The sequence below is a fragment of the Inquilinus sp. genome, assembly GCF_057815775.1.
Window position 1 is genome coordinate 1 of sequence record NZ_JBYRFX010000622.1, and the last position, 6,313, is coordinate 6,313.

At 65.6% G+C, this 6,313-nt stretch carries 6 protein-coding genes; 4 read left to right on the plus strand and 2 right to left on the minus strand.

Annotated elements, in window-relative coordinates; translation table 11 throughout:
* Nucleotides 1–326: 326 nt before the first annotated feature.
* Nucleotides 327–914, minus strand: coding sequence for a Ros/MucR family transcriptional regulator (locus AC3XYG_RS21695; protein ID WP_489141946.1), 588 nt, complete (start codon nt 912–914; stop codon nt 327–329).
* 773 nt (nt 915–1,687) lie between these two features.
* Between AC3XYG_RS21695 and AC3XYG_RS21700 the strand changes: the two genes are divergently transcribed.
* Nucleotides 1,688–2,344: a MucR family transcriptional regulator gene (locus tag AC3XYG_RS21700; protein WP_489141950.1), complete on the plus strand. Its 657-nt coding sequence runs from the start codon at nt 1,688–1,690 to the stop codon at nt 2,342–2,344.
* A gap of 74 nt (nt 2,345–2,418) precedes the next feature.
* Here the strand turns inward: AC3XYG_RS21700 and AC3XYG_RS21705 are convergent, their stop codons facing one another.
* Nucleotides 2,419–3,579: a hypothetical protein gene (locus tag AC3XYG_RS21705; RefSeq protein WP_489141947.1), complete on the minus strand. Its 1,161-nt coding sequence runs from the start codon at nt 3,577–3,579 to the stop codon at nt 2,419–2,421.
* Nucleotides 3,580–3,911: 332 nt separating this feature from the next.
* On the opposite strand from AC3XYG_RS21705, the gene AC3XYG_RS21710 reads away from it, so the two are divergent.
* The 3 genes from AC3XYG_RS21710 to AC3XYG_RS21720 form a co-directional block, all read left to right on the plus strand.
* Nucleotides 3,912–4,541 carry a glycosyltransferase family protein gene (locus AC3XYG_RS21710; protein ID WP_489141948.1) on the plus strand — a complete coding sequence of 210 codons (630 nt, stop codon included), beginning with the start codon at nt 3,912–3,914 and terminating at the stop codon, nt 4,539–4,541.
* A 15-nt stretch (nt 4,542–4,556) separates the two neighbouring features.
* On the plus strand, nt 4,557–5,081 hold the full coding sequence (locus tag AC3XYG_RS21715) for a polysaccharide pyruvyl transferase family protein (RefSeq protein WP_489141951.1): 525 nt from the start codon (nt 4,557–4,559) through the stop codon (nt 5,079–5,081).
* Nucleotides 5,082–5,178: 97 nt separating this feature from the next.
* On the plus strand, nt 5,179–6,313 hold a 1,135-nt coding region (locus AC3XYG_RS21720; protein ID WP_489141949.1), incomplete at its 3' end, for a polysaccharide pyruvyl transferase family protein.

Consider the following 6,313-nt stretch of genomic DNA (forward strand, 5'->3'; position numbering starts at 1 on the left):
GGGCGGGGCCGTCAGGATCGCGGGCGCGGCGGCCACCGGCAATTGCGGCTGCTCAGGCACCGCGCGGTCGCGGGCCGGCGGCCTAGGTGCCGTGACGCGGGCGCGGCTTGCCGACCCGGTCTCTGCCGGGTCGAGCCAGAACGCCAATTGCTGGATTTGCCCCATGACGAGTCCGGATTCTGCGAATCTCGATGGGAACATATATAGAACAATTGGCGAAAAGGCCACCCCCGTTCCAGGACGCGGGTGGTTGTAGGCCACGCGGAGACCGGGCCGGGGGCGGCGCCCGCTGATGTCAGGTCAGCGTGGCGCCGGCCCGGAGGGTGTCAGCGCTTGCTCTTCTTCTCGCTCGTCCGGATCGCGCGCTGGCGGCCGGGGCGTGCAGCAGGCCGCGAGAGTTCGGGCCGGCCGGCGCCGAGGCCCTGCCGCTTGGCATCCGCCGACTTCGCCTTGGTGTAGTTCGGCGCCGTCAGCGGATAGTCGCTCGGCAGGCCCCACTTCTCGCGATACTGCTCCGGCGTCAGGCCATAGGTGGCGCGCAGCCAGCGCTTCATGGTCTTGAAGCGGCGGCCATCTTCCAGGCAGACGATGTAGTCCGGCGTGACCGAATCCTCGACCGGCACGGCGGGCATCAGCGGGGCCGCCGCATGCGGCACCGCCATGTCGTCTTCCGTCCCGTCGCTGCCGTGCCCGTCATTGCCATGTCCCGCCGCGTGCGACCCGTTCAGGCCGGCGCCGTCCAGCGCAGCCTCGGCGGTCTCGGCCGAGAGTGCGCCCTGGGTGCCGCTGAGCGTGGTGTAGACGTTGCGGATCAGGTTGAGCAGGCTTTCGCTGTCGAGCGTGTTGCGGGACACGTGGGCGACGACGATTTCTTTGGTGAACCTCAGGATTTCAGTTTCGCTTGGGCGAGCCATGACACTCTTTCTTAGTTAGCGATCCGTCGATGAGCGGTGGCTGGTCCGGGTCGGAAAAACCACTCACGCAAGGATTCAGATCGCCTCCCTCCACTGGATGGCAAAGAATCTAAATGCAATTTTAGGATGTTTCGTGGGATTTCCGCAAGGTCCTAACGTGACAATTACAATATGGTTCCCGTCTTTTCGTCGGAGGCCCTGCTGGCCAGGCGGAGCCGGTCGGTGCGGATTCCGTCGACCAGACCACACTCTATCCCGGCGCTCGATCCATAAGATACTGATATAGAATGAGTCTTTGGCTTCGCCTCAATGTTGGCCCCGATGTCGGGAAATCCGAAAAGGGCGATACGATCGCAGGCGGAAGCCGGAACAAGGATCATGGTCGTGTGTTGTCGCTCCAGGTTTTGCACGGCCGGCATTGGCCGTGCGGCCAAGGAGGTGTGTCGATCTCTCCTCCGAATCGGAGGGTTCCGATTTAAAATGGTGGCACGCAATACTTTTTAAGGATTAACGTGCCCAACGCTTGCTGCTAGGCTGATTTTGCGACTCGGATTGTGTAATACCCGGGTATGCGGTGCCGTGTTGCAATCAATGACAATACAGTCGGGGAGAGGATAACCATGTTGGTCAATCGGCCGACCGTGGCATCTTTGGGTTGGCGGCGGTGACGCTTTCACAAAGTGTTCATCGACAAGGATGCAGTTCTGGCGGGCCGAGTATCTGAGCTGTGTGTCGAAGGGAAGGATTGAATGCGACCTGATCAGCTTGGCGAGATGATCCGAGAGGCCAGCCCGAATCCCGCCGGATCGGATGCCGACCTGCCGCATCTCGCGCTGCGTCGCCGGGACTGTGCCCGGGAGATCGCGAACGCCTATCGCGCCGGCCGCTCATCCGCTTCATCCGAAGACTCTCAACTGATCTCCAAAATCATGGCAGTGCTGGAAGACCTGTCCCGCCTGCCCGCATCGAAACCCATAATGTCTCCCGAGACGGCCCCGGTATCGCCGCGGCCGGCGGTGCTCCGGCGCGAAACCATCGGCCTGGGCTATCTGATCTGCCTGGAAGACGGCTGCGCCTGCGAAGATCTCGGGCAATATCTTCAGGCCAAGCACGGGCTCAGTCCCGCCCAGTACCGGTTACGCTGGGGCCTGCCGCTGGGCTATCCCATGAAATCGCCGACCTCGCGCCAGGAGCGGGTGGCCTGGCAGCGCCGGCTGGCGCTGCTGGAGGACGAGGGTGCGGATCGCGGCCCGGAGACCTGGCCGATGGGCATCTGGCCGTCCGATGACCGGGCCGGGCTCGAGATCGGCCGGCCGCGCCGCCGGCATCGCCGCGGCGCCCCGGCGGCGCTGCGCCATGACCGGGTGCAGGCCCGGTCGACCGCCGATCGCCGGTCGGAACCCCCGCGGAATGACGGCTTCTGGCGCTGATCGCCTGTTAACGATCACCCATCACAACTGAAAGACGGCGCCGGTTTCCGGCGCCGTCTTGCTTTGGGCTGCGGCTATTCCTGCCAGAAGATATCGCTGATCGCCTGGCCCCAGGGCGGCACCAGCCCGCCTTCGGGATCCTTGACCACATTGGTGTAGTCGCTGCACAGCGACATGTGCCATTCGTGGCTTTCGCCGGATTTCGGGTCGGCGACGTCGCGGCTGTAGTCGCCGTCCTTGCCGCCGCCGTCACGGATCGCCAGCCCCGGGGCCAGGGCGGTGCGGAAGATGTAGGGCTGGCTGCAGGTGTCCTGGGAATACAGGGTGCGGCCAAGGTCGGGCGCCGCCTTCAGGCTACGCGGATGCACCCAGTCGGCCCGGGCCCATTTCTCCCAGCGGGTCAGGCCAAACTCCTTGGTCCAATAGGTGATCTCGACCTGGGTCGCGTCGCCGGGCCCGGTGCCGTCGCGGCTGGAGCCGGAGAAGCGCATCGAGATCACGGTGTCGAGGTCGCGGCCGGATTTATAGGTGAAATTGTCGCGCGTCCAGGCGGTGAAGGGGTGGTTGAAGCGCTTCGGGCAGCCCTCCGGCACTTCGGCGCCCTTGGTGTTGGCCAGCTTGCTCTCGAACACGGCATAGCCGCTGCCGCCGGTCGGCGGCAGCGTGGCCGGCGCGATCACCCAGCCATAGCGGAAGCGGCCGGACGTGTTGGGCGACTCCGTGCAGGACGGGGTCAGCCAATAGGACAGGGCCACCGGGCTCCAGCTGCCCATGATGTAGCCGTAGCGGTCGTCGGCCCATTGCACCGAGCCGCCTTCCTTGCCGGTGTCGAGCTTGCCGAAGGTCGGTGCGTCCGGCGCCACCTTCGGGCAACTGTGGTCGACGCCCCGGTCGTAGAAGCTGACGATGCGGGTGACGCCGTCCTTGGTGACCGGGATGTTGTCCTTCGACACCGTGCCCAGCCGCTGCGGGCAGGGGCCGTTCGGGGCGGGGAAGTTGTGCAGGTGGTACGGGATCGCCTCGCCGGCTTTGATATTGCGGTGCCGCGAACAGTCGCGGTCGCCGGGCACGAGGTCGGGCATGATCTTGTCCTGCCGGTCGACGCACACATCCATGATCATGAAGTCCGACATCTTGTCGGAGCTCATCTGGGCCTGGGCCGGGGGCGCGCCGAACAGGCCTGCGGCCATGGCGGCGGCGGGCAGCAGGCCTGCGGCCAGGTGTCGGATCGGCATAGGCGGTCTCGCTCTGGTTGTCCGGCGGCTCCCCCACGCCAGGATCGCGGCAAATCCCGGTTGGGGAGAGGGGGCCAGATGTCGCATCAAAGAATTCGAAGATTTTGATGCTGACGGACTGGCGTCGTGAATCCGAAATGTAGCCGATTCACGCCGCCGTAGTGGAAGATCTTGATTTTTCGTGACGATCGGAACGACGACGTGAAATCGCCGAAACCGCGCCCTGGCTGGTTTTTGCCATTTTTATGGATGTTGCGGTGCAAAAAGTCATGACACCGGCGATGGTTCCAGATTAAAACCTTTAGACAGGATAACGGAATCGTGGGCGATCGATGGCTGTGCCGAGCAACGAGACCATCCGCGCCCTGGCGGCGTCGGTCAGACAGCGCGAAATCGTGCCGCTGACCTGGGTTGCCGCGACGCGGGACCAGGATTACGTCAATCTCGGCGACGCCCTCAGCTCGGTCATGGTCGCGCTGCTGTCCGGGCTGCCGATCGAGCATGTGGCGCATGAATCGACCCGCCTGCGCATGGCCGCGGTCGGCACCATCGGCCACAGCCTGAAGCAGGGCGACGTCGTGGTCTGGGGCACCGGCACCTCGCGCTACCGCAATCCCGGCGCGCCGGCCGACCAGCGCATCCCGGTGGCGCCCCTGCCGGGCACCCGGCTGCACATCACCGCCACGCGCGGACCGGTGTCGCGCCGCATCCTGGGCGAGGAGAACACCGTCGGCCCCGCCGTCTATGGCGACCCGGTGTGGCTGCTGCCCGAATTCTACCCCGGCCCACGGAAGAAGCGCTGGAAGCTGGGCGTCATCATTCACCTGGCCGATCTGCAGGACCGGTCCTTCGATGTCCGGCCGAAGCCGGAGCATCTGCGCTATGTCGTGCCCGACGAGCTGGCCGATGACATCAAGCTGATCCACACGGTCACGCCGATCGGCCTGTCCGGCATGCGATAGAGGCTGGACGAGATCCTGTCCTGCGAACGGATCGTGTCGACCAGCCTGCACGGCATGGTCTTCGCCGAGAGCTACGGCATCCCGTGCCTGTATTTCTCGCCGCGGTCGCCGCGCGGCCTGACGACATCGGATCTCGACCCGGACGGCACGCTCGACCTCAGGATCGTCGATCTCTATCGCGGGCTCGGCCGCAATCGCCTGCCGATCTACGGCCAGCCGCGGCGGGAAGCAACGGACTGGCCGGCGCTGATGGCGGCGATCGACAAGGCCTGGCAGTTCGCCGATTTCGACACGACGCCGATGGTTGAGGCGTTCCCGCTCGATTTGAATCCGCTGCGGCCGCCGGGGCTGGAGACGGTGTTCGACCATCCCGTGCTGCAATCGATCCCGTTGCAGCATCGATCCTCACCACTGCAGGCGCCGGTGCGAACCGACGCCAAGCCCCCGGATGCGAAGGCCTCCGACGCCAAGGCCCCCGACGCTCCTTGGCGGCGCCTGTATTCGGCGCTGCGCGGGCGCCCTTTGACCGGCCGGGCCTGACCTGCAGGCCCCGGTTCCCGATCCGACGACAGACTGCCCCTAAGACACTGTCCTACGACGATTGCCCAACAACGATTGACGGAAGCGGACGAGACGCATGATGAACAGCTTGCTGCGGGTCACCCGTGACTTGGGCCAGATTCCGCTCTCCTGGGCCGGCTCGACGATCGAGATGGACTATCTCAATTTCGGCGATGCCCTCAGCCCGGTGATGGTGTCGCTGCTGTCCGGCCTGGACGTCGCGCGCATCCCGACCAAGTCCAAATCCGTGCGCATGGGCGCCGTCGGCACGATCGGCCACGGCTTCGAGGGCGGCGAGGTCTGGTTCTGGGGCACCGGCTGCTCCAACTGGAAGAACCCGTCCGCCCCGATGAACGAGCGCGTGCCGTTCACCGTTTCGTCGGATTCAACCTTCCATGTCCCCGCGACCCGCGGCCCGGTGTCCGCCAAGCTGCTGGGCGGGCGTTCCAGCGGCGGGGTCTATGGCGACCCGGTCTGGCTGCTGCCGCGCTACTACAAGCCGGCGATCGAGAAGAAGTGGGAGCTCGGAGTCATCCTGCATCTCTCCGAGCTGGCGGATCGCGGTTTCGAGACCCATCCCCGGCCGGAATTCCGGCGCTTCGACGTGCCCTCGGAATTCGCCGGCAAGATCCGGCTGATCAGCACGGTCACGCCGATCGCCGACGGCATGGACGGCATGAAGTCCAAGATGGACGAGATCCTGGCCTGCAAGCGGATCGTCTCGACCAGCCTGCACGGCATGGTCATCGCTGAAAGCTATGGCATCCCCTGCCTGTATTTCTCGCCGGCCGGGACCGAAGCCGGCCTGGCCATCACCGAACTCGACCCGAACGGGCCGACCGATCTGCGCATCGTCGATCTCTACACCGGCATCGGCAAGGAGAAGGTCTGGAGCTACGCCCAGCCGCGCGCCCTCCAGACCGACTGGCAGGAGGTGATCGACACCATCGACGATGTGTGGGAGCCGGTGACGATCGACGAGGACGCGCTGATCGGCGCCTTCCCGCTCGATCTCAAGCCCCTGGTCGCCCCGGCCGGCGGTACGATCTGGGATCACAGCGTGCTGCAGAACCTGGTGCTGCGGCATTCGGTGGACGAGTTGCGCAAGGCCGACCGCAAGCGCGTCGCCCTGGCCCGGGGCGGTGACGGCGTCGTGGCGGCCCCGGTCGCGGTGGCGAAGGTCGCCCCCAACCTGAAGGTCGTGTCGGCCA

Coding starts and splice junctions, on each gene's coding strand:
- AC3XYG_RS21710 (WP_489141948.1), top strand. CDS start 3,912: ATGGCTGTGCCGAGCAACGAGACCATCCGCGCCCTGGCGGCGTCGGTC.
- AC3XYG_RS21700 (WP_489141950.1), top strand. CDS start 1,688: ATGATCCGAGAGGCCAGCCCGAATCCCGCCGGATCGGATGCCGACCTG.
- AC3XYG_RS21705 (WP_489141947.1), bottom strand. CDS start 3,579: ATGCCGATCCGACACCTGGCCGCAGGCCTGCTGCCCGCCGCCGCCATG.
- AC3XYG_RS21695 (WP_489141946.1), bottom strand. CDS start 914: ATGGCTCGCCCAAGCGAAACTGAAATCCTGAGGTTCACCAAAGAAATC.